At 68.5% G+C, this 21291-nt stretch carries 13 protein-coding genes; 5 read left to right on the forward strand and 8 right to left on the reverse strand.

The window, feature by feature from the left end; all coding sequences use genetic code 11:
* Positions 1-5 precede the first annotated feature (5 nt).
* Positions 6-779, reverse strand: coding sequence for an expansin EXLX1 family cellulose-binding protein (locus GF068_RS07300; RefSeq protein ID WP_206079411.1), 774 nt, complete (start codon positions 777-779; stop codon positions 6-8).
* Positions 780-864: 85 nt separating this feature from the next.
* Between GF068_RS07300 and GF068_RS07305 the strand changes: the two genes are divergently transcribed.
* Positions 865-2529, forward strand: coding sequence for a L,D-transpeptidase (locus GF068_RS07305; RefSeq protein WP_153818613.1), 1665 nt, complete (start codon positions 865-867; stop codon positions 2527-2529).
* A gap of 86 nt (positions 2530-2615) precedes the next feature.
* Positions 2616-5102: a sensor histidine kinase gene (locus tag GF068_RS07310; RefSeq protein ID WP_153818614.1), complete on the forward strand. Its 2487-nt coding sequence runs from the start codon at positions 2616-2618 to the stop codon at positions 5100-5102.
* Positions 5103-5108: 6 nt separating this feature from the next.
* On the opposite strand, the gene GF068_RS07315 is transcribed toward GF068_RS07310, so the two are convergent.
* The 5 genes from GF068_RS07315 to GF068_RS07335 form a co-directional block, all read right to left on the reverse strand.
* Positions 5109-5786: a hypothetical protein gene (locus tag GF068_RS07315; RefSeq protein ID WP_153818615.1), complete on the reverse strand. Its 678-nt coding sequence runs from the start codon at positions 5784-5786 to the stop codon at positions 5109-5111.
* Between the two features lie 293 nt (positions 5787-6079).
* Positions 6080-6799, reverse strand: a complete 720-nt coding sequence (locus GF068_RS07320; protein WP_153818616.1) for a hypothetical protein — start codon at positions 6797-6799, stop codon at positions 6080-6082.
* A 584-nt stretch (positions 6800-7383) separates the two neighbouring features.
* Positions 7384-8094 (reverse strand): hypothetical protein, encoded by a 711-nt coding sequence (locus tag GF068_RS07325; protein WP_153818617.1) that lies wholly within the window; start codon positions 8092-8094, stop codon positions 7384-7386.
* Positions 8095-8334: 240 nt separating this feature from the next.
* The gene (locus GF068_RS07330; RefSeq protein ID WP_206079412.1) at positions 8335-9219 is read right to left on the reverse strand and encodes an alpha/beta hydrolase; all 885 of its coding nucleotides are present in this window, start codon (positions 9217-9219) and stop codon (positions 8335-8337) included.
* A gap of 11 nt (positions 9220-9230) precedes the next feature.
* Positions 9231-10013, reverse strand: a complete 783-nt coding sequence (locus GF068_RS07335; RefSeq protein ID WP_153818618.1) for a TonB family protein — start codon at positions 10011-10013, stop codon at positions 9231-9233.
* Between the two features lie 121 nt (positions 10014-10134).
* Here GF068_RS07335 and GF068_RS07340 point away from each other — a divergent pair, with 121 nt between their 5' ends.
* From GF068_RS07340 to GF068_RS07350, 3 genes are all read left to right on the forward strand, one after another.
* Positions 10135-11319 carry an acyl-CoA dehydrogenase family protein gene (locus GF068_RS07340; RefSeq protein WP_153818619.1) on the forward strand — a complete coding sequence of 395 codons (1185 nt, stop codon included), beginning with the start codon at positions 10135-10137 and terminating at the stop codon, positions 11317-11319.
* Between the two features lie 66 nt (positions 11320-11385).
* Positions 11386-13464 (forward strand): DUF3344 domain-containing protein, encoded by a 2079-nt coding sequence (locus GF068_RS07345; protein ID WP_153818620.1) that lies wholly within the window; start codon positions 11386-11388, stop codon positions 13462-13464.
* Between the two features lie 215 nt (positions 13465-13679).
* Positions 13680-14591 (forward strand): DUF4388 domain-containing protein, encoded by a 912-nt coding sequence (locus GF068_RS07350; protein ID WP_153818621.1) that lies wholly within the window; start codon positions 13680-13682, stop codon positions 14589-14591.
* Between the two features lie 245 nt (positions 14592-14836).
* Here the strand turns inward: GF068_RS07350 and GF068_RS07355 are convergent, their stop codons facing one another.
* Together GF068_RS07355 and hisD are read right to left on the reverse strand one after the other, a co-directional pair.
* Complete coding sequence (locus GF068_RS07355; RefSeq protein WP_153818622.1) at positions 14837-19666, reverse strand: zinc metalloprotease; 4830 nt, start codon at positions 19664-19666, stop codon at positions 14837-14839.
* Between the two features lie 184 nt (positions 19667-19850).
* A complete protein-coding gene (gene hisD, locus GF068_RS07360; protein WP_153818623.1) occupies positions 19851-21158 on the reverse strand; it encodes a histidinol dehydrogenase in 1308 nt (435 codons plus the stop codon).
* Positions 21159-21291 lie beyond the last annotated feature (133 nt).

A 21291-nucleotide genomic window follows, 5' to 3' on the forward strand; every position in this document is an offset into this window, starting at 1 on the left:
TCGCTTCACATCCCGCAGGCGGGGAACTGCCCCTTCCCGGGCGAATCGCCGGCCTCGACGAAGGGGACGCCGCTGTCCTCGAGCACGCTGCCGTACACGTCGGTCACGCGGACCGTGTACGGCCCCGGGCCCATGCCCTGCTCCTCGACGAAATAGTTGTAATCGACCCTCGGGACCTCGTGCCAGGCGCCGTCGTCCGACCTCCACTCGAACTTGGCGATCGCATTGCGGTGGTTGCGGATCTGCACCGCCGTCCACCACTGGTTCGAGCCCTCCTTGAAATGGTAGACGATCGAGCCGTCGACGTCGCAAGGGACGAACTGCCAGGAGATCGGGATGCGGCCCTTCTCGAGCGGCGCGAGCCGGGCGAAGGCGTCGGGCGAGAGATCGATGTCGCCGTGCACGCATTCGGGGCAGAGATCGACGATACGCACCGTCACCTCGCCGTCCGGCCCTTTCACCTGGGCGCAGGCGCCGCAGACGCCGGACGTCGCCCAATCCTGGGCGTTCATGGCCCCGACGAGCAGCGGCGAACTCGACGAGACGTCGAAGCTACACGCGCCGGACCCGTTCGCGGCGTAATACGTCCCCTCACCCTCGAAGGTCGGCGCATCGTCACAAGCCCCGAACCCGGACCCGGTGCTGCCCGCGCCCGCGCCGCCGTTGCCGCCGCCGTTTCCGCTCCCGCCGTCACCGCCCCCGCCGCCGCCGTTTCCGCTCCCGCACCCGAGGAGGACGAGCGCCAGCGCCGCCGCATACCCGACGTCTCGATAAGACATGCCGCGACCGTACCACCGCGCCGGCGCCCCTGTCCATCCGGCAGGAACTTGGCCCCCGCGTCCGGGCCCTGCTAGCGGCCCGTTCATGCGGGCCTCCTCGTTCCTCGCCACCGTGGCGATCACGAGCCTCGCGACGGGTTGCCCGTTGCTGGATCGTGGCGCCGGTATCGAATTGGCTTCTCCAGCCCCCGACACCCTCGAGCCCGCACCTTTACCCGCCCTCGCCGCGCCGCCGCCGGCCCCGTCGCCGCCCCCGGCCGCGCCGAACCCGCCCGCGCCGCCCGTCGAGGCCGTCGTGGATGCGCCGGATCTGCCGCCCGACCCGGCCGCGCCCGCGGATCTCGTCCTGGCCGAGCCCGAAGCCCCCGCGATGCCCGAGGAGCCAGAGGAGCCCGTCGAGCCGGCGAAGGAGCCCCCGAAGAAACCCGAGGCCGAGGTCTTCGAACTCGCGAGTATCGCCAAGGAGACCTGGATCTACGCCGAGCCCCGCTGGAAGAGCCGCCGCATCGGTTACCTGCGCGCCGGCGCCATCGTCACGCGGAACGAAAAACCCAGGAGCCGCGCCCAATGCGAGGGCGGCTGGTACCACATCGAGCCGCGCGGCTACGTGTGCGTCGGCAAAAACGCGACCCTCGACATCCACCACCCCGTGGTCGAGGCCTCGACCACGCGGCCCTCGCGCGACGGTTTGCCCTACACGTACGTCATGTCGCGCAACCCGCCGCCGCACCTCTACGCGCGCCTGCCGACCGAGGCCGAGCTCCACGAGACGGAGCCGAACCTCACGAGCCACCTGCGCAAGGTCGCGCAGACGGCGCTCGATCCGCGGTTCGTCCCGCCCCCGCCGCCGGATCCCCTGCCGGGAGCCTTGCTCTACGGCCTCACTTTGCCGCCGCTCGCGGGCGTGACACGCGCGCCGGACGCGCTCGTCCTCGGGCGGGCGAAGGGGCGCAGCGGGTTCGCCTTGCTCTCGACGTTCGATCACGACGACCGTCGTTATGGCCTGACCACCGAGCTCGCGGTGCTCCCGATCGATCACACGCGCGTGGTGCGGACGTCGCCCTTCTCGGGTTTGCCCCTGGCGGAGGCGACGTTGCCGGTGGCCTTCGTGAAGAGCCGGCACGCGACGCGATACCTGTGGAACAATGGCGCGCTCGGCGGGACGGTGAAGCTCGGCCATCGCGAGCCCGTGCCGCTCACGGGCAAATCGAGGCGCTCGGGCGGCGCCGTGTACCTCGAAGCCAGAGACGGCTCGTGGGTGCGCGAGGATCAAGTCGTGCGTATCGACCCCATGACGAAGCCGCCGGGCTGGGCGCTCGCGGGGCAAAAATGGCTCGACGTCTCGATCCTGAAGCAGAGCCTCGTGGCCTACGAGGGGACGAAGCCGGTCTACGTCACGCTCGTGAGCACCGGCGCGGACGGGCTCGGCGACCCGAAGAAGACACATTCGACGATCCAGGGCGTCTTCCGTATCCACACGAAACACGTGAGCGTGACGATGGACGGCGACGAGGTGGGCGACGAGTTCGACCTCCGGGACGTGCCGTTCGTGCAATACTTCTACGAGGGATACGCGCTGCACGCGGCGTACTGGCATGACGATTTCGGCACGCCGCGGAGCCACGGCTGCGTGAACCTCGCGCCGCGCGACGCGGCGTGGCTGTTCAACTGGACGACCCCGGAGGTGCCCGAGACCTGGCACGCGGGGCTCTCGCTGCGGGGCGGGACAATCGTCTATACGCATCCCTGATCCCACCGTCCACGGGGCTGGCCGTCACGGGACCGCGGCGCGTATCGGGGCACGTCGATTGCAGCCCGCGCGTGTTGGGGGCATCGATGACCGCTCCGCCGACCGCAGCAAGGCCGCCCCGCGCCCCGCGCGTGGTGGGCGTCGCGACCGCTTGCGCGGCGGCCCTCGGCTACCTCGCGCTCCTCGGGTGGCTGCTCGACATCGAGCACCTCATGTCCGTCGCGCCCCGTTATCCCAGGATCGTCCCCGTCTCCGCCGTCGGGCTCATCCTCGCGAGCCTCGCCTTGTGGGCGCTCGGCGCGCCCCGGCGCCGCTCGCGTGTCCCTCACGTGCTCGGCGTCGCGAGCGCCGTCGCCGTCGTCCTGCTCGGTTTCCTCACGCTCACCGATTACCTCCTCGGCCAGGGCCTCGGCGTGGTGCTCCCCTTCATCGAGGCCGCCGCGTTCCCGAGGCCCTTCCCCGGCAGGCCCTCGCCCAATACTGCCGTCTGCTTCGTCCTGCTCGGCGCCGCGCTCCTCCTGCTCCCCGGTCAATCGCGGCGCGCCCTCCGCTTCTCCCAGACGTTCGGCATGGCCTGCGCGCTCCTCGCGCTGATCCCGCTCGCCGGGTACGTGTTCGACGCCGGATTTTTTTATGGAATGCCCCCCTTTCTCTCCTTCACCGGCATGGCCCTGCCCACCGTGCTGGCCTTCCTCGCGCTCTCGGCGGGCGTGCTCGCGTGCCGACCCGACCGCGGCGTGATGTCCACGCTCACCGTGGACGCGCCCGGCGGCGTCCTCCTGCGGCGGCTCCTGCCGCCTCTGCTCCTCCTGCCGCTCGTGCTCGGGCGCCTCTTCCTCGAGGGCGAGCAGCGCGGCCTCTACGAGCCCCGCGCCGCATTCTCGCTGGTCGCGGTCTGCTCGATGGTGGTCGTGACGAGCCTGCTCTGGGTGGCCGCCACGCGGATGAACCGCGCCGACGAGGCGCGCCGAAAGGCCGAGGAGTCGCGGATGCTGCTCGCCACGGTCGTGGAGGGCTCGAACGACGCCATCTTCAGCAAGGACATCGACGGCACCATCCAGAGCTGGAACCCCGCCGCGACGCGCCTCTACGGCTACCGCGCGGAGGAGGTGATCGGGCAGCCGGCGGAGATGCTCTACCCGCCGGAGCGAAAGGCCGAGGCCGCGGAGATCCGCGCGCGCGTGCGCCGCGGCGAGCGCATCGAGCATCACGAGACCGTGCGGCTGACCAGGGACGGGCGGCGCATCGAGGTCGAGGTCACCATCTCCCCCGTATGGGACGCCTCGTCCGAGCTCACCGGGTTCTCTTCGATCGCGCGTGACATCTCGGGGCGCAAGGCGCTCGAGGCCGAGGTCTCGCGCGCGCACGAGGCGGAGCGCCGGCTCCGGGCGCAGCTCGAAGCGGTCATCCTCGAGACGGCGCGGCTCTACCGCGACGAGCTGAACGAACGTCAATGGCTCCAGGGCGTGCTCGACCAGATGCCCGAGGCCGTGCTCATCGTGGACGCCGAGGGCCGGATCATACGGTCGAACAAGGCCGCGCTCGCCTGGATGTGTAGCCCCCCGGGGGCGTGTGATCCCTTCGGGAACACCCTGCGCTTCGACCTGCGCAGGCCGACGGGCGAGCCCTTCGAATGGGAAGAAGACCCGCTCTGCCGGGCCGTCACGCGTGGAGAGAGGGTGCAGGGCCTGGAGCTCTCGCTCCGGACCGCGGCGGGCGCCGAGATCCCCGTGCTCGCGAGCGCCGCGCCCGTGCGGCTCGAAGAACACGAAGACGGCGGGCGGGTCGGCGCGGTGATGGTGCTCCAGGACATCACGGCGCTGAAGGAGCTCGAGCGCCTGCGCGAGCAATGGACGGGCGTGGTCGCGCACGACCTGCGCCAGCCGGTGCAGACCATTTTGCTCTCGACCCGGGCGCTCTCGCGCAGGCTCGGGCCCGAGCCGCCCGAGGACGTGAGCGTCGCGCTCTCGCGGATCCGCGCGGGGGCGGCGCGGCTCGGCCGGATGATCGAGGACCTGCTCGACGCCGCGCGCGTGGAGGCGAACCAGCTCGTGCTCGATCGGAGGCCCCTCGATCTGCGGACCGAGCTCCAGGAGATCGTGGAGCGGGCCGCCGGGCACACGGAGGGCCACCCCGTGCGTGTGGTGATCGAGGGCGAGGTCCCGGCCGTCTCCGCCGATCGGGATCGGCTGGAGCAGATCGTGACGAACCTGCTCTCGAACGCGGCGAAGTACGGGGCTCCGGGGAGCGAGATCGTGATCGCGGCGCGGGCCGAGCGAGGCGAGGCCGAGGTCGCGGTGACGAACCGGGGCTCAGGGATCCCGGCGGCGCACCTCGGGCGCCTCTTTCAGCGCTTCGCGCGCCTGCCCGGCTGCGCGCCGGGTGGCGCCGCGGGGACGGGCCTCGGCCTGTACATCACGAAAGGATTGGTGGAGGCGCACGGCGGGCGCGTCTCGGTCGAGAGCACGCCCGGCGAGGTGACGACATTTCGATTCACGTTGCCCTTCGTGTACACGCGCCACGAGGGCGAGCGCGGCGCGGAGGAGGCGCCGCCGCTGCATCGGTCGGCTTGAACCGGCTCAGTCCTCGTACGAGAGCGTGAGCTCGGCGATGACGAACGGCCGCTCGGACTTGTCGTAGACGACGGACAGGCTGGTGTTCGCCACGCTCCACGAATAGTACAGGATCTCGCCCGTGTCGGCGTCCGAGAAGAGGCGCATGTAGGCCGTGCCGGGCAGGCCCCCCGTGAAGACGCCGCCGACCCTGCGGCTATCGGGGTACGACGCGTTTTGACCGTGCTCGCTGCCGGTGGAGTCGGCGATCGGCAAGGCCCATTGCTTCGTCCCCGGGATGGCCGGCGTGTACTCCGCGGTGATGTCGATGGGAGCGCCGGTGATGACGACGGTATGGCCCGCGTAGGCCGGCGACGCGACGGCGTCGATCACGAGGAGCTGGTCCACCGCGACGTCGGCGATGTGGGTGATCTCGACGAAATACGTCCCCTCGACGACCTCGTCGTACCACTTCGCGGAGCTCAGGCTCGCGGAGTTCCAGAGGTACTTGCACTCCGCGTCCGTGAGATCGTACGCGTCCTTGATCGCCTTCGTGACGAAGGCGCCGCCATTGCCTGTATTCGTGCCCGCGACGACGAGGTCGAGCGCGGCGCCCGAGACATCACCGGCCGCCAGCGCGGGCGCCGAGGAGAAGCAGAGGACGGACGCGACCGCGGCAGCACCAAAAAAACCCAGACGATTCATCACACACACCTCAGGGCAGGACGACCTCGACGGTCGTCAATGGATCAATGGACAATCAGAGTGGGCATCCCCAACACCGGGACGCGCACCCGATACGCGGCTCGTGTATACCCGCGGAGAGGCGTGAGTCAAGCCACAGTCTGGAAAGGGGCGCGAGGCCGGATGGGCCTCATTTGCTGCAATGGGAGCACGAAAGCGACAGGGCGCGACGCGACTTCATCGTGGGCGCAAAACGCGGACGCGACCGAGACGTAGCCGCGGGGGGGCGGGAGGTTATGCGGGGGAGCGCGAGATCAGGCCGTCGTCGTCGAGGATTCGAGGCTCTCGTCGCTCTCGGCCTCGTCGCCGTCGCTCGCGTCCGCGGTCGCGAGGGCGGACCGCGTGCGGACCTCGTCGAAGAAGAGGTCCTGGGTGGGCTTGTCCCGCGGGAACTCGGCCGCGACGCGGCTCATGACCTCGACGTACATCGTGAGGAACGCCTCCTTCGCGGCGTCCCGCGCCACCCGCAGGTTTCGCGCCTTCTGCGCCGCGAGCTGTCGGCTCTCGAGGGCGGCCTCGTATTGCTTGCGGCGCTCTTCGATTTCCGCTTTTTCGGCCTGCGCCTCCGGCCACGACGCCTCGGCCACGTCGAGCCGGCCTTCGAGGTCGACCATGGCCTTCACCTGGGAGGCCCCGACGAGCTTCGTGATCGGCGCGGAGCCCTCGGGGAACAGGAGGGTCGCGATGGGACCGCCGCGCCTGCCGTCGGCGATCTCGGCCTTCTGCTGGGTCAAGCGGACGCGGCGATCGGAGACGAAGTTCTCGTATTTGACGTCGACGCGGGCGGGGAGGATGTCACGGACCGCCTGCTCGTAGGCTTGTTGCGACGCGGCGAGCGCGGCGGCGCCGGCCTTCATCTTGGCGGCGAGGGCCATGAGGACGATGCTGGGGGAGAACTTGCCGAGCATGCGCTCGGAGTAACCAGCAAGGTCGAGGCACTTCGAGGGGATGGTGTTCCGGTTGGGGCGTTGCATCGAGGGATCCTCCTTCGAGGGGATGGGAGAGGTCATTGCAACGAGGCCCGAGGGGGCCACGCGGGGGGTTGGACGAAGGAGGCGGAAAATTCGTACGAGACGGTTTCTTGCTCCGCTGGGTTCAGCGTTCAGCGCCCGCAAATCGCCGGCGCCAGCCTGCACGATCCGCCTCGCATCCATGCAATGCCCTTCCATCCATCTGTGGGGAGCGCGTCGAACGCGTTCGAGCCACCCCATGCAGAGTGTGGGAAGCGCCTCGCACGCGTTCGAGGCACCCCATGCGGTGTGTGGGAAGCGCCTCGAACGCGTTCGAGCCACCTCATGCGGAGTGTGGGGAGCGCGTCGCACGCGTTCGAGCCACCCCATGCGGTGTGTGGGGAGCGCCTTGCGCGCGTTCGAGCCACCCCATGCGGTGTGTGGGGAGCGCCTCGCGCGCGTTCGAGCCCCTCGCCGCAGTTGGCTTGGAGCGGCGCGCATCGCGCGCATGGTACATGGTCGTGGAGAGACGCGGAGGGGAGACGGGGGGAAGGCTCTGCCGGGCGGCGGAGTCCTGCGGGGGACGCGGAGCCTCTACGAGGAGAGGATCAGAGCGTGCACTCGCCGATGGCGAACGGCCGCTCGGTCTGGTCGTAGACGTAGGCCTCGGACGTGGCCGTGACGCTCCACGCATGGGCGGTGATCTCACCCGTCACCTCGTCCGCATAGAGGCGCATGTAGGCCGTGCCGGACTTGCTGCCCGTGAACGTCCAGATGACGTTGTTGGGATCGTTCGGGTCGGTGCTGCTGGACCAGCGGCTGTCGGAGTAGTCGGTACCGCCGTCGTAGTAGGCGGGGCTGAAGCCGTGCGCGCTGCTCGTCGAGTCGGCGATCGGCAGCGCCCACTGCGTCGTGCCCGTGATGTACGGCGTGTAGAACTCGGTCGGCGGCGTGATGTCGATCGGGTCGCCGATGATGACCACGGTATGGCTCCCGTCGATCGCGAGGATCTGGCCCGCCGCGACGTCGGCGATGTTCGTGATCTCGACGAAGTTGTCGGCCGTCGTGATCGCCGTGTACCACGCGGAGGAGCCCGGGCTCGTGGCGCCCCAGTAGTACGTCATCGCTGCGTTGTTGAGGGCGAAGGCATTCTTGATCGCCTTCGTCACGAAGGCGGCGCCGTTGCCCGGGGTCGCGTTCGCGGCGACGAGGTCGAGCGCCGCGCCCGCGACATCACCGTCCGACGCCATCGCAGGCGCCGCGCCGAAACAGAGAGCAGAAGCAACCGCCGCAGCACCGAAGAGACCGAGCTTATTCATGTACGCACCCTCAAGTTGATACGACCCGTGCGAGTCGTCATGACAGGGACCGAGGAACCACCATGGAGCAGGCATCCCCAAAATTCAGGGATAGCCACTCGATTGGGAGGTTCCGGGTATACTCCAGGGTCTCGGCGAGCGTCAAGGAATAATCTGGAGATCGACACGTCTCCGGTCGGGCCCAGACGATAGCAGGATCTCGACATGACGCGGCGCGCCTCTCTCCCGTACACGCTCGGCTCAGCGTCCGCTCCCGGCATCATTTTGGGGCGCGAAGAGAAGCCGCAGCGCCTGCACCGCGCCGACATGATAGACCGTCGCGTGCGCCTCCCCCGCGAGCGGCACGTGATGCCAGGTGAGCCCCGGCGGCGCGTGCTTTTGCAGGACCTCCGCCAGCGCGGCCGTCTCCTTCGTGTTGTCCTCTGCCCCGCCGACGGTCAGGTAGAGCGTCTTTCCCTGCACGGGCAACGTCTTCAGCCGGCCCTCGGCCTGCTTCAGGAGGAAACCATCGTTCCACCAGAGGCTCGGGCTCACCGCGACGTGGACCCCGAACAGGCCCGGATCCTCCAGGAATTGCTCCACGACGAAGAGCCCCGCCAGCGACTCGCCCATGATCGCCCGCCGCCCATCGACGCGAAAATCACGCTCGACCCGCGGCACGAGCTCCTCCCGCAAGAAGGCGCGGAACGCCGCCGAGCCGCCGACGCGCGGCGCGATCTCCTTGTCCTCCGCATTTTCGGTCGGCCCCGTCAGGTCCCGGCGACGCTCGGTGTTTTCGATCCCAATCACGATCACCGGCTCCATGATCCCGTTCATGACCGAGACCTGCACGATGCCGGTGATGTGGTGAAAATCCTCCTCCGCGCCGCCGTCGAGCAGATACACCACGGGGTAAACCTGCCGGCTCTCGGCATAACCGGGCGGCAGGTACACCGTGATCCGACGTTTCTCCCGCAGCTCGGCGGAGTCCATGAGGAACGACCGGCCAATGACGATGGCGTCGGAGGCGGCGGGGGGTGATTCCGCGCGGGCAGGCGGCTCGGGGCAGCGGGAGGCGCAGGCGGTGAGGGCGAGGCAAAGGGCGGACGCGGCGAGGGCGATGCGGCGCATGGGAGACGTTTTCATCACGGCCGCCGTCACCGCGGCGCCGGCCGTAAGGCCAGCCTGAACTTGAACGTATAGCCGATGCGCTGGGGGCGACCATCGAATGTCGCAGGCCTGAACTTGCTGCTCTCGAGCGCGCGAACGGCGAAATCTTCCATGTAAGGTACGGTCCGCAGGACACGGCACGATTCCACGTCCCCCTTCTCCGTGATCGTGCAATGCACGAGAAGCTCGCCCTCGACTCGATTGCAAAGGGCCCGGGGCGTATACTTCATCTCGGGGCCGGATATCTTGACCGGCCTCGTCATCCTGGCGTTCGGATTCACCCGGACGGGGGGCTTCGCCTCGGAGGGCACCTCCGGCGCAGCTCCGGGCTTCGGCGGCAGGCGGACATCCCATCCGTATTCGTAATCGACGGCGATCGGCTCCCCGTTCTTCTCGGCCGGCTGGTACTGCTGGTTCGTCAGCGCCCAGAGCGCAGCCTCGCTCATGTACGGGATCGTCTCCAGGAGGACGCAATGTTCGGCCTTGCCCTCCGTCGTGATGATGCACCGCGCGCGGATACGTCCCTCCGCCTTGACCTCGATGGCCCGCGACGGGACCCGGAGCGGCGGCGCCACGGACGGCTCCGGACGCTTCATGCCCGCCTGAAACGGCAAGACGCCCTCCGGGAGCTCGCCCGACAGGCACCCTTCGCTGCGCTCGCCGATCCGCGGCGTCGCCTCCGCGGCCGTCTCCACGGGCGCCGTCCCCTCCTTCGGCGCGCACGCCGCGAGGTTCACCACGATGAATGCTCCCAGGGCTCGCCGATTCACACTCTCACGCCTTCCCGCCGGCTCGATGTCCCGAAAAACCGTTCTACAGGAGTCACGCGCCGCGCACAATCACCCTCCCCCTTCCCCGCGCCGCGCATCCACGCTACACACGCCCCCGACCATGAAGCCTCAAGAGCCGCTCTCGCTCGACGCCCTCACCGCCATCGACGGGCTCCTCACCCACGAGGAGCTCATGATCCGCGACACCGTGCGCAGGTTCGTGCGCGAGCGGTATCTGCCGCGCGCCGCCGAGCTCTTCGCCAAGGAGCAGTTCGCGACCGACCTCATCCCCGAGATCGCCCAGATGGGCCTGCTCGGCGCCTCGCTCGAGGGCTACGGCTGCGCCGGCATGAATGCCGTCTCCTACGGGCTCGCCCTCGCCGAGCTCGAGTACGGCGACAGCGGGCTCCGGAGCTTCGTCAGCGTGCAGGGCTCGCTCGCGATGTACCCGATCCGGCGCTTCGGCTCCGAGGACCAAAAAAACAAATACCTGCCGAAAATGGCGGCCGGCGAGCTCATCGGTTGCTTCGGCCTCACCGAGCCCGACGCCGGCAGCGATCCCGGCTCGATGAAGACCCGCGCCCGCAAGGACGGCGATTCCTACGTGCTCACCGGGACCAAGATGTGGATCACGAGCGCCCCGATCTGCGACCTCGCCGTGGTATGGGCCAAGGTCGACGACGGCGACGCCTCGTCCATCCGCGGCCTCATCGTCGAGCGCGGCGCGAAGGGCTTCGAGACGCCCACCATCCACGGAAAGATGAGCCTGCGCGCGAGCCCCACCGGCGAGATCGTGCTGAACGAGGTCCGCGTGCCGCAGGAGAACGTGCTGCCCGGCGTGGTCGGGCTCAAAGGGCCGCTCTCCTGCCTCACGCAGGCCCGCTTCGGCATCTCCTGGGGCGCGCTCGGCGCCGCGCGCGCCTGTTACGAGGCCGCCGTCGCGTACACCCGCGAGCGCGTGCAGTTCGGCCAGCCCGTGGCGGCGAAGCAGCTCGTGCAGGAGCAAATCGTGGAGATGGCCATGGACATCGCCAAAGGCCAGATCCTCGCGCTGCATTACGGGCGCCTCAAGGACGCCGGCGGCATCACGCCCGTGCAGGTGTCCTTCTGCAAAAAGAACAACGTCGGCCTCGCGCTGCGCGCCGCCCGCAAGGCCCGCGGCCTGCTCGGCGGAAACGGGATCCTGCTCGACTACCCCGTCATTCGCCACGCGCTGAACCTGGAGAGCGTCTATACCTACGAGGGCACCGACGAGGTGCACACGCTCATCCTCGGCAGCGCCCTCACGGGCCATAACGCATTCTGAGGCGAAGCGTCTCCGGCAAAAAGAACACGCCCGGCGGGCGACCTCTGGCATGATGAGGTCCTTGCCATGTCCATGCGATCCGCTCTCGCCGCCCTGCTCGGCGCCCTTTTCCTCGCCACCCTGCCCTCCACGACGGCCCTCGCCGCCCCCAAGCTCCGAAAGCAGCTCAGCGGCCGCGGCGATTTTCGCCTGATCGGCAATACCCTCGGCCACGAGTGCGGCAACGTCGGGGTCGCGCCCCTCGTCGGCGACGTGGCCTGCGACGGCAGCGGCGACGGCGCACCCGATATCCACTGGCGCTCCGACGCGCCCGCCCCGGGCCAGGCCTTCGCCTCCGAGGCCGTCACCGTCGCCGAGCAACGCTCGACCGCCGTGCTCACCCTGCCCGCCGGCGCGACCGTGACCTACGCCCGCCTCTACTGGGGCGCGCGCTGGGACAACAATGGCGCGGCCGACACGAGCGTGACGCTCGCGCGACCAGGCACGCCGGTCTCGCAGGACATCACGGCCGACGAGAGCCTCGTCAGCACCAACGTCTCGGGCGGCGTGACCGAGTATTTCTACCAGTCGACCGCCGACGTGACGGCCCTCGTGCAAGCCCAGGGCGCGGGCGCCTACCAGCTCGCGGGCGTCGACTCGATAAGCTTCGTCGACCTCGTCCACGACCGGCTCTTCGCGGCGTGGTGGCTCGTGGTCTTCTACGAGTCGCCCGCGGAGAACCCGCGTCACCTCGTGCTGCACGACAGCTTCGACCGGATCGGCCAGTCGCCGCAGCTCCTCACGCTCTCGGGCTTCACGGTGCCGGGCGCGGCCATCGACGGCAAGCTCGCCGTCATCGCGTACGAGGGCGACGTCGCGAGCTCCGCCGGACAAAACGACTACCTGCGCTTCGGCCCGGGCGTGCTCGGCCCGGCGAACGACGTCGTCGATCTGCAAAACCCCGCGGGCAACTTCTTCAACGCCTCGCGATCGTGGCTCGGCATGCCCGTCACGACCGTCGGCGATTCCCCGCAGCTCACGGGCGCGCCCGGCAGCATGAGCGGGATCGACCTCGACGTGGTCGACATCGGAGCGTTGATCACGCCAGGCCAGAAGACCGCAAACGTGCAGGTCGGCAACGCCTCGGGCGCGAACGACATCTTCTGGATCGGCGGGTTCGTCTCGTCGATCGCCACGCTCCTGCCCGACTTCTCGACCTCGACGAAGGCAGCCGCGGACGTGAACGGAGGCAAGCTCGTCGTCGGCGACGAGCTCGAATACACGATCGCCGTCGCGAACAGCGGCAACGACGCGTCGATCAACACCCGCCTCGACGACACCTTGCCGGTGGGCGTGTCGTTCGTGCCGGGCTCGCTCGAGATCGTGCAGGGCGCAAACGCAGGCACGAAGACCGACGCGGCAGGCGACGATCAAGGCGAATACACGGCCGCCACGCGCACGGTGACGGTGCGCCTCGGCGCAGGCGCGAGCGCGGCGTCGGGCGGCGAGATGGCCCCAGGCGAGGCGGCCCTCGTGCGCTTCCGCGTGAAGATCGAGCCAAACGCGCCGGCGAACCTCTCGAACCAGGCGACGATCAGCGGCGAAGGAAAACAAGGCGCGCCGTCCACGTCGTTCCCCACCGACGGCAACGGCGTCTCGCCGGGCAACCCGCCGACGGTGGTGGTCGTCGAGGAGTGCACGTCGGACGCCGATTGCGGCGGCGCGACGCCGATCTGCGACACGACGCAAGACCCGAACACGTGCGTGGAAGCGGGCGGTACGGGCGGCATGGGTGGCGCTGGCGGCGCTGGCGGTGCAGGTGGCGCAGGTGGCATGGCCGGCGCAGGCGGCGCAGGTGGCGCAGGCGGCGCAGGCGGCATGGCCGGCGCAGGCGGCGCAGGCGGCGCAGGTGGCGCAGGCGGCATGGCCGGCGCAGGCGGAGCAGGCGGCGCAGGCGGAGCCGCAGGCGCAGGCGGATCGGGCGGCTTGGGCGGATCGGGCGGCGCAGGAGGAGGCAGCGGAGGAAGCCCCGCCGAAGACCTCCTGATCACAGGCAGCGGATGCACATGCACGACCCACGAAGCGCCAAGATCAACCCACCCCCTCGCCTGGGCCCTCAGCCTCGCAAGCGCAGCCCTCGGCCTACGAAGGCGCCGAAGCCGCTGAGCCGATCATGGCGAACCCACCAGACGTGAAATCATCTTCGCGTCCCGCGCGCGAGCTCCCGAAGCGTCACGATCCCAGCGGAAACGAAGGGCCCGAAGGCCCCACCCCCGCCCTCTTTTGAGGGATGACCCCAAGGGAGTCACGATGCACAATGTCAGACCGAGCGTGGCAGTAGCGCGTGCTCGGTTTCCACGCACATGGAACAAGCTCCACACATGACGTCACCGTCGCGGCTCGTTCTGCGCTTCATCTCGGGAAAGTACCAGGGTGGCGAGATCCCGCTGCAAGACGCGCAGGAGCTCGTCGTCGGACGCGCGAGCGACGCAGGCATCGTCCTCGTCGAGGAGATGGTCTCCCGCAGGCACGCGCGTTTCCTCCTCGCGAGCGCAGAGCTCACGATCGAGGACCTCGGCTCGACAAACGGCACGTTCGTGAACGGCGAGAAGATCCAGAAGGTCGCGCTGAAAGAAGGCGACCGCGTCCTCATCGGCACGAGCATCCTCAAGGTGGTGTCAGGCGATACCGCCTCCGCCTCGCGCCGCAAGATGGAGCCACCCCGCCCCTCCGTCGCACCCCGCGGCCCCGCACGCTCGATGTCCGGCGCGATCGAGGAGATCCCACTGCCCGACCTCCTGCAGCTCCTCGGCTCCTCGAAGAAGAGCGGCGTCCTCGTGATCACGTCCGACGACGACGTCGGAAAGATCTTCCTCCACCGAGGCATCGTCACCTACGCAGAGATCAACGAAGACGACGTGCCGCCCCTCAAGGCAGCCATCCGCATCCTCGCATGGACCCGCGGGACGTTCGACTTCGACCCGCCCGAAGACCGCACGCTCCCGGTGACGATCAACCTCTCCGTGCAGGAGCTCCTGATGGAGGGCCTGCGGCAAATCGACGAGCTGAACGCACTCCGGCACAAGCTGCCAGACCTCGACACGCGCCTCATCGTGCCGCACCCGCTCAGCCCCCCACTACGCGAGCTGTCGCCGACAGAGATCGAGGTCTTCCAGCTCGCGTTCAACCACGGGCACCTCGCCATCGTGCTGAACAAGAGCCAAGCGACGGACCTCGATACGACACAAGCCGTCATCAAGCTGATCAACGCTGGGTATCTGCGGAAGGGCTGAGCCGGGGTTTCACCCCGGACCCCGACCAGGGGTTGTCCACCCCTGGACCCGGACCAGGCACGGCCTGGACCGGGGGTGCATCGACTGCGCGAAGCGCAGTCGATGCGGGGCAATTTTTAAACTGTCCGCCCCCCTTTGCAGGGGAAGGCCTGGACCGGGGGTGGCTCGACCGCGATGCGGTCGAGCCAAAGAAAAAGGCCACGGGGGCAAACCCGTGGCCTTTTTTGATCAATCCAGGACTCGGATCAGTCCCAGATGCCCTTCATCGACGGGTCGGCGAGGCCGTACGCCGCGAGGGCCTGGCGGATGAAGAACGGCACCTCGACGTAACGCGAGAGCTTCACGCAAGCGCGGTTCGCCGTGCACGCGCAGCCCGTGTTGTCCACCGCGCTGCAACGGTCCGCCGACGACTGCACCGTCGAGTCGAACTTCACGAGCGGCGCGCCATAGTTCGGCGACGTCACGTCGTCGTTGATCCGCGCCGTGTACCAGTCGACCGTGCCGTCGTTGTTGGCATCAACCTCGTCGACGACATACGCCTGCTGGAGCAGCTCGTTCGCGTGCTGGAGGACGCGCGCCGAGATGCCCTTCTGCACCTTCTTCTCGTACTTCGTGCCCGGGAAGAGCACCTCGGTGCCGAAGGTCTTGGCGATGTACACCTTGCCCGCCGGATCGTGGAACTCGATCCGAGCGCCGATCTCGGGATCACCATCCACACCCTGCTCCCACAGGCGGAACATGTTGATCCACCACTGCTGCTGGTTCTCGGGCAGGTACTGCATCGTCCAGGCGATCAGGAACTTCTGCTGCTCCCAGCCGATCTGGCCGTCGATGGGCAGGAGGTTGTCCATGTCGACCGCCTCGCCCTCGAACTGCGTGTTGTCCCAGCCAACCGCCGAGCAGACCGTCGTCCCCTCACCAGGGAAGCAGACCTGCGGGCCCTCCGCCGGCCACCAGCTCGTCCAGCCAATGGGCGTCGTCGGGAACTTCTGCGGATCCGTGACGGGGTTGTTGTTCGACGCCTTGACCCACGCACCCTTGAGCATGTCGTCGCCGGTCAAGTTGTTGCCGAGCCACCGACGATACCCATCCGGGAACACGTCCGCGAGCGAGACCGCGCGGTACCGAGCGTCGAGGAAGTCCTGCCGCGAAGCGCTGATGAAGTTGTCGACCGACTCGGTCATCAACATCGAGGCCCACGCCTTGTCGTAGTACGACCCGGCGTTCATCGTGTACTCGGAGTCGTAGTCGTTGCCCTTGTCATCAGCGAGGGCGTTCTCGAGCGGCCTGCCGCCGATGCCGATCGCCGCAGCGCCCGCCGGGCTGTTGTCCGAGCGATACCCCGTCGCGCCGTTCGGCACCACGAGGACCGTAGGCCCAGGCGTCGAGTAGATGTCATCCGTCGAGCGGATGACGACGTCCCCGTTCACCTTGTGATGGTTGCCGAGCTGCGGGCGAGCGACCTGACGCGCGAAGTGATCAAACGCGAGGCCCGAGGCCAGGATGTTGTCCTGGTAGAACTGCTTCGCGATCGAAGGCCACTCCGACGTGAAGTCGAAGCCCGCCTCGAGCGAGAAGTCACGGTAGATGTTCACGAGCAAGCCAAGGCCCTTGGCCGCGTCGCGCATCTTCGTGTTGTACCGCTCGAGCGTACGCATCGAGGCCGAGCGCACGCTGAAGCTCTGCCGGTTGCGCCGGTAGTTGTCGAAGATGTGCCCGACTTCCTGCTGCGTGATGAAGAAGTTGAAGAGCTCGTAGACGTCCGCGCCATTGTCGTGGCGATAGACGGCGACGTTGCCGAGATCGGCCCAGCGATCCGTGGCGAAGCCGTAAGGCACGCGCGTGCGCTTCAGCGGATCGACGGAGCTGTACCGACGGTTGAAGTCCACGCCGTTGTCGCGCATCGACTGCCACGGCATGTAGTCGACCTTGCGCATCTTGCACTTGGAGTACTCGCCGTTGACCTTGACGATCAGGCCGTCGAGCAGCGGATCCCACTTGCCGAGCTTCGACTCGTCCCAGTCGGCAGGCCTCATGCGCTGCACCTCCTCCTCGCTGAGGGGAGCGCAGCTGTTCGCGTCGAGCATCTTCCACCGCGCCTGGAGCTGCGAGTAGTGGATGTTCGCGCTGCCGTTCGACGTGTACTGGTAGCCGATGATGCCGCCGAAGCCGTCCATCTTGTCGAGCGCGGCGCGGCCGAGCGGTTTGTCGGCGTTCATGTCCGGGTCGGCATGCACCGCGACCGTCTGGCCGTAGAACATACGCGTCGCGGCGAAGTCGTACGCGCCGAGGCCCACGAAGTCCTGCGTGACCTCGCCGGCGTACTCCATGACCGACTGCTGCATGAACATGTTGAGGAGCTGGTCACGCTCGTTCGACGTCATCTGGTCGAAGTAACGCGGCCCCACGCAGTTCTCGCTCTCGGCCTCGGTCTTGAGGTCCTGGCAGGACGCCGTGACCTTGCCGTTCTTCGAACGGAGCTGCCAGTACTGCGGGCGGAAGCCCCAGGCGTCCGACGAGCTCACGAAGTTGTGGCGCAGGCCGATGGAGTGGCCCATCTCGTGCGCCATGACGTTGTAGTGCGCCTTCTGCGCGATGTACTTGCGGATGAGCTCGGCGCGATCGAGCTGGTCCTGCTTCGAGTTCACCTGCGGATCCGCGAACGTGCCGTACGGCGCGCCCGTGCGCGGATTGATGGTGTCCTTGAACTTCGCCTGGAGCGCCCTGTCGAGCGAGGTGATGCCCGCCGGCGAGGGGAAGGTCGCCTGCAGGATGCACATGCCGCGATCGGCGAGCGCGACCTCCTTCATGCGAGCGATGTCGCGCTGCACCTGCGGGTGGTTGCCGCGCAGCGGCGAGGCGAAGTTCATCACCGCGTCGTTCAGCGGGAGCTTCTCCGTGCCGGCGAGCTGCTGCATCGCCTTCGTCGTGAGCTGCGCCTCGACCGGCGTGCCCGCCGCCCGCAGGCGACGCGCCTCGTAGACCGGACGGTTGGCCGAAGGCGCGAGCGCGTCGGCGCGCACGTCCCTCGCCATCTGCTTGAGGTTCTCGAGCGACTCGGCGAACTCGGGCTTCATCACGATCGAGTTCGCGCCGCTCTCGACCTCCGCCATCTTCTCCGGCCTGACGCCCGCCGCGCCGAGCACGCGCCGCGAGAGGTCCGCCTGCGTCATCTGCGGGAGCACACCCGTGCCGCCCGCGGCCTCACTCGCGACCGCCCAGTCCTTGACGAACGAGCCGTCGGTGACCTGCTCGGTCGTGAGCTCGCCGTTCAGATAACGCATCTGATCGACGATGCCCTGGCTGAAGAGATCCGTGATGAACGACCAGACGTTCGCGCTCGCCGCGATCTTCTCGCCCGTGAGCGGATCGTCGGAGTCGACCATGATGCCCCACGGCGAGGGCGTCTGCGGCGTCGGGATGACGTTGATCTGGTGGTAGCGCAGGTCGCCCATGCGCACCTCGCGACCCGCGGGGCCGCAGGCCGGATCGTCCGTCTCGAGGACCGGGCTGTGGCAGAGCATGATCATCTGCGGCATCTTCGCGACCGCGATCACGCCCGGATCCGCGCCGCGCTCGATGCCCTTCTGATCCGCGATCGCCTCGCAGTTCCGGCCGTCGTTCGTCTTGCCGACGCGACAAGCGTCGACCTCGTGGGCGAGCTGGATGAGATCCCAGTGGTCGTCCATCTGGCCGCGGTACATCGGGAACTGGCCGTCGCAAGCGCCGGGATCACCACCCGTCGCCTTGCACTCGGCGTTGCGCGCCGCCATGACCGCGCCGCGCATCGCGACGTCCCACTCGTGCGTCGCCCAGTCCGTGGGCTCGAAGTACTCCGGATCGGACTCCTTCGTGTAGTACCAGGGCTGCGGGACCTCCTTGCGCAGGCGATACGGCAGGGTGCAGCGCTGCTTGAACTCGTCGCAGCGCGAGCCCGCCACGCCCGTCCGCTGCGTGACCTCCTCGCACTCGTCCTCGGTCCCGTTGCCGTCCGCGTCGCGGTGCGGGTCGTCGCCCGAGAGCGTCTTGCCAGGCACGAAGCACTGGATCTCGCCCGTCATCTTCTCGGGATCGGCGTAGTAGTGGCTGCGCTCCCAGATGTTGTAACGCGAGATGAAGCGGTACCACTTGTCGTCGCTCATGCCGTAGTTGCGGGCATATCCCGAGCGATCGACGGTGAACGCGCCATACGCGGTGAAGCGCTTGCCGTCCCAGTTGACCGGCTCGTAGTCGCGATCGACCACGCGGCGGAAGGACTGGCGGATCGTGAGCTCGACGGGGTTGCAGGTGCCGGAGGGCGCCGAGCCGCCGAAGAAGTCGTTGTCGAGGTAGCAGGCCGGGAACTTGTCGATGCCCCAGCCGAGGTGGCTGAGGTCGATCATCTTGGGCTTCGCGAACGCCTTGTTCGTGACGTCGAAGTAACCCGTCTCGGGATCGAAGTGCGGCGCGTCGGGATCGTTCGGATCGCTGACGTAATAGTCCATCGGCTCGTACTCGACGCCGCCGTAGACGCCGAGCATCGACAACGTGTCGTAGTCGTAGGAGTCGACGTTGAGGTTCTTGCTCCAGTCGACGCGGAAGTACTCACGCGCGTACCAGGGCCTGTCCGAGCCGTTCTCGACGAGGACGTTGAGCTCCTCGCCCGTCGTCGGGTTGTACTCGTACCGGATGTCGAAGTGCGACTGGATGGGGTACGCGACGACGATCACGCCCTGATCCGTCGAGGGCCCGACGCCCTTCTTGCCGTCCGTGTCCTGGATGCGCTCGTAGCTCAAGCGCCCGATCAGGAGGTCCTCCGTGATCTGCCACTTCAAGCGCGCCACGGGCTGCGCGTACGTGGACGTGAACAACCCGTCCTGCGCCGCGCCGTAGCCGACGTCGACCACCGTGCCCTGCGTCCAGAACTCGGGGTTGTCCGCGTCGTCATGCAGGTCGTCGCCGACGAAAAACGACTTCGCCAGCGCGTTCGCCTGCACGCGGTTGATGGGGTCTCGCTCCTCGGCGCACCCGAGCGCCCCACCAGCGAGGAGCCCGAGGGTGGCCACGAAGGCGACCCGTAACCTCATCCATCTCATCGAAGGTCCTCCTTGCACTGCCGATCCGAAGCCCGCAGAAAGCCCACGCGAGCGGGTACATACCCGGTCAGCGGGACGGAAAGCATGTTTGATGCCAGCACGAATTTTTGTGCATTTTCAAGCACTTGCTTCTTGAAGCACGGGGCCCCGCCCGGATCCCCGTTAAAGCTCTGACACGAGGTCGCTAACTCTCGCCCTCCCCCCGCCCCCCGAGGCGCGTGTGTCGCGACATCCGCAGCTCGACCGCACGCGCATGCGCGTCGAGGCCCTCGGCCCGCGCAAAGTTCGCGATGTGCGGGCCGTGACGGAGCAGCGCGGGCGTCGAGTAACGAATGATGCTCGCGCGCACGACGAAGTCGTAGACGCCGAGCGGAGAGCCGAAGCGCGCAGCCCCGCCCGTCGGGAGCACGTGCGAAGGACCCGCGAGGTAGTCGCCCGCCGCGACGGGCGTCATGCCGCCGAGCAACGCAGCGCCGCCCCCCTCGACCCGGTCGAAGAGCGCCTCGGGATCGGCGACGTGATACGAGACGTGCTCACCCGCGACGAGCGAGGCGACCTCGGCGAGCCGCGCGAGGCTCGAGACGACGAGCGCACAGCCGCGCGTGCGCATCGACGCGCCCGCGATGGAGTCACGCGAGAGAGCCGCGAGTTGCGGCCCGAGCTCGGCGACGACAGCCTCGGCGAGCGCGCGGGAGGTGGTGACGAGGACACACCACGCGTCCTCGTCGTGCTCGGCCTGCGAGAGGAGATCGGCCGCGACGACGGAAGGATCGGCCGCGTCGTCGGCGAGCGCGACGATCTCGCTCGGGCCCGCGATGCCGTCGATGTCGACGTCGCCGTAGACGAGCTTCTTCGCGCAAGCGACGTAGATGTTCCCAGGCCCGACGATCTTGTCGACGCGCGGCAAGCTCGTGGTGCCATACGCGAGCGCCGCGATGGCCTGCGCGCCGCCCGCGTCGAGGATGCTCGTGACGCCGGCGAGGTGCGCCGCGGCGAGCAGGCGATCGTCGGGCGCTGGCGTGGCGAGGACGATGTCGCGCACGCCGGCGACACGCGCGGGGATCGCGGACATGAGCACGCTCGAGGGATACCGAGCCTTGCCGCCGGGCGCGTACACGCCCACGCGCGCGAGCGGACGCACGCGCATGCCGAGCACGACGCCGTCCTCCTCGTAACGGAAGCCAGCCTCGTGCTGGTGCTCGTGGTAACGGCGGATTCGATCGGCCGCGAGCTCGAGCGCGGCGCGCAGATCGGGCTCGAGGCGCGCGAGGGCCGCGGCGCCGTCGAACGAGCGGATCACGAGGGGATCGGGGCGGCGACGCTCGAAGCGCTCGACGTAACGGAAGACGGCGTCGTCGCCCTCGGCGCGGACGGCGGACACGATCACGCGAACGTCTTGCTCGACGGCGCCGAGATCATCGGCGCCACGCGCCACGAGGCGGCCGAGGCTCGCGGCGAACGCTTCGCTTCCATCAACGTGAATCGGGATCATGCGTGGGGCGTCGCGCTGCGACTCGAGAGCGTTCGCAGGCGAAGCTGGTGCCGTACCACGTCTTTTTTTCGGCACATAGGCCCGATCGAGGCCTCTCGCCGCGGCTTTTGCGCTGGACGGAGGGGCGTTCCCG

The sequence above is a fragment of the Polyangium spumosum genome (assembly GCF_009649845.1).
GTDB lineage: Bacteria > Myxococcota_A > Polyangia > Polyangiales > Polyangiaceae > Polyangium > Polyangium spumosum.

Excerpts from the sequence above, each read along its gene's own strand:
- GF068_RS07305 (WP_153818613.1), top strand. The coding sequence starts at position 865 with ATGCGGGCCTCCTCGTTCCTCGCCACCGTGGCGATCACGAGCCTCGCG.
- GF068_RS07300 (WP_206079411.1), bottom strand. The coding sequence starts at position 779 with ATGTCTTATCGAGACGTCGGGTATGCGGCGGCGCTGGCGCTCGTCCTC.
- GF068_RS07325 (WP_153818617.1), bottom strand. The coding sequence starts at position 8,094 with ATGAATAAGCTCGGTCTCTTCGGTGCTGCGGCGGTTGCTTCTGCTCTC.
- GF068_RS07320 (WP_153818616.1), bottom strand. The coding sequence starts at position 6,799 with ATGCAACGCCCCAACCGGAACACCATCCCCTCGAAGTGCCTCGACCTT.
- hisD (WP_153818623.1), bottom strand. The coding sequence starts at position 21,158 with ATGATCCCGATTCACGTTGATGGAAGCGAAGCGTTCGCCGCGAGCCTC.
- GF068_RS07345 (WP_153818620.1), top strand. The coding sequence starts at position 11,386 with ATGTCCATGCGATCCGCTCTCGCCGCCCTGCTCGGCGCCCTTTTCCTC.
- GF068_RS07310 (WP_153818614.1), top strand. The coding sequence starts at position 2,616 with ATGACCGCTCCGCCGACCGCAGCAAGGCCGCCCCGCGCCCCGCGCGTG.
- GF068_RS07340 (WP_153818619.1), top strand. The coding sequence starts at position 10,135 with ATGAAGCCTCAAGAGCCGCTCTCGCTCGACGCCCTCACCGCCATCGAC.
- GF068_RS07350 (WP_153818621.1), top strand. The coding sequence starts at position 13,680 with ATGACGTCACCGTCGCGGCTCGTTCTGCGCTTCATCTCGGGAAAGTAC.
- GF068_RS07355 (WP_153818622.1), bottom strand. The coding sequence starts at position 19,666 with ATGAGATGGATGAGGTTACGGGTCGCCTTCGTGGCCACCCTCGGGCTC.
- GF068_RS07330 (WP_206079412.1), bottom strand. The coding sequence starts at position 9,219 with ATGAAAACGTCTCCCATGCGCCGCATCGCCCTCGCCGCGTCCGCCCTT.
- GF068_RS07315 (WP_153818615.1), bottom strand. The coding sequence starts at position 5,786 with ATGAATCGTCTGGGTTTTTTTGGTGCTGCCGCGGTCGCGTCCGTCCTC.